The sequence below is a fragment of the Limnobacter parvus genome (assembly GCF_024623725.1).
Taxonomy (GTDB): Bacteria; Pseudomonadota; Gammaproteobacteria; order Burkholderiales; family Burkholderiaceae_B; genus Limnobacter; species Limnobacter parvus.
In genome coordinates, this window is the sequence record NZ_JANKHG010000004.1 from 1 (window position 1) to 1,611 (window position 1,611).

2 protein-coding genes are annotated in these 1,611 nt (G+C 47.8%); both read right to left on the reverse strand.

The features are described 5' to 3' along the window. Window positions 1–277: 277 nt before the first annotated feature. Window positions 278–1,075 carry a flagellin N-terminal helical domain-containing protein gene (locus tag NSP04_RS01920; RefSeq protein WP_371824986.1) on the reverse strand — a complete coding sequence of 266 codons (798 nt, stop codon included), beginning with the start codon at window positions 1,073–1,075 and terminating at the stop codon, window positions 278–280. Window positions 1,076–1,453: 378 nt separating this feature from the next. Continuing rightward, the coding region (locus tag NSP04_RS01925; RefSeq protein ID WP_257510657.1) for a flagellin at window positions 1,454–1,611 on the reverse strand (158 nt) is incomplete at its 5' end.

The window sequence follows — 1,611 nt, forward strand, 5'->3', positions numbered from 1 at the left end:
TGGTGTTGATTCCTAGCATTTTAATTCTCCAAGCAATTTGTTGATTTCAAGTTGGCTGCGTCATCTTGTGCGCTGCCTTATGATTCATTAACGCTTGAAAAATCAGGAACTTTAGAAAAAAATAAGAAAAAATTCGCTTTCTCAAGAGAATTTTCATCAACCCTAAAGTTTTGAATTCTGGTGCCGTAATTCGCGGCTTCTCGAAACTTCCCCCGATTTTCCGGTGCGTGTTGCATTTGCACTTTCAAACCAGGGGTCGCTCGGAGTAAACCTTACATTAACGCAGTAAGCTCAACACGTTGTTGGGCAGCTGGTTGGCCTGGGCCAACATGGCAGTACCAGCCTGCTGAAGAATCTGTGAACGGGTCAGGTTCGCAGTTTCCTTGGCGAAGTCAGCGTCCATAATTCGGCCGCGGGCTGAGCTCAGGTTGCTGCTGGTGGTTTGCAGTGAGCCTACCACTTGCTCAAGGCGACTCAAGCCAGCACCTACGGTAGCGCGCAGGTTGGTGATGTCGTCAATCGCTGTGTCAATGTCAGTGATGGCTGTTGTGGCATTGGCCACGGTGTCCACACCGCCAAAGGCAGTCACGATTAGGGCTTGGGTTGCGCCACCCAGGGTGGTTTGCAGGTCGTTACCGCCGGCAGCACCTGTGTCAGTCAAGTTTACGGCCAATGTATCGGAAGCGTCGTTGCCCGAACCGATTTGCAATGAAACCGATTTGTTGGCAGCCAGGAACACGGCGTTGTCGTTGAATGTGGTGCCTGTGGCAACACGGCCCACTTCGTTGGCCAGTTCAACATATTCGCGGTTCAGGTTGGTGCGGTCGGTTGCGTTCAATGTGCCGTTTTTGGCTTGAACACCCAGTTCACGCATACGCTGCAGGTTGTCGGTGATTTTGCCCAAGGCGCCATCAGCCACTTGCAACAGTGAAATACCGTCGTTGGCGTTGCGGGATGCAACATCGAAGCCTTTGATCTGGGCTTGCATGCGTTCTGCAATGGCCAAACCAGCGGCATCGTCTTTGGCGCTGTTGACACGCAAGCCAGAAGACAGGCGAGCGATGGAAGTNGGTATTAATTCCTAGCATGATTATTACTCCGAAAAGATTAAGACAAATTAATCAGAAGTTATTAACTTCTGCTTCGTCTCGGTAAATCGTTCACCGATGATTGTTTAACGTCTTTTGATTTTTAATATTTAGACCTTTTTGAAAAAATTTTTAATTTTTAAATTGAATTAATATGAAAAAATAGATTATCTATTTCCCAGTTGTATGAGAAATAGATAATCTATTTTGAAGCGCACGTGCGCAAGAAAAAAATTAGGGGTGAGTGGAATCCCCACCCCCTTTTAAAACAGCCAGCCATCAAAAATCAGATCAGCAGGCTGCTGCTTGGTCATTGCAATTACTACATCACTACATCAGTGCTAATTCATTCTTTCTTTCTTTCTTTACTGCAACAGGCTCAATACGTTGTTGGGCAGCTGGTTGGCCTGGGCCAGCATTGCAGTGCCTGCCTGTTGCAAAATCTGTGAACGGGTCAGGTTCGCTGTTTCCTTGGCGAAGTCCGCATCCATGATTCGGCCTCGTGCGGCTTGCAAGTTGGTGC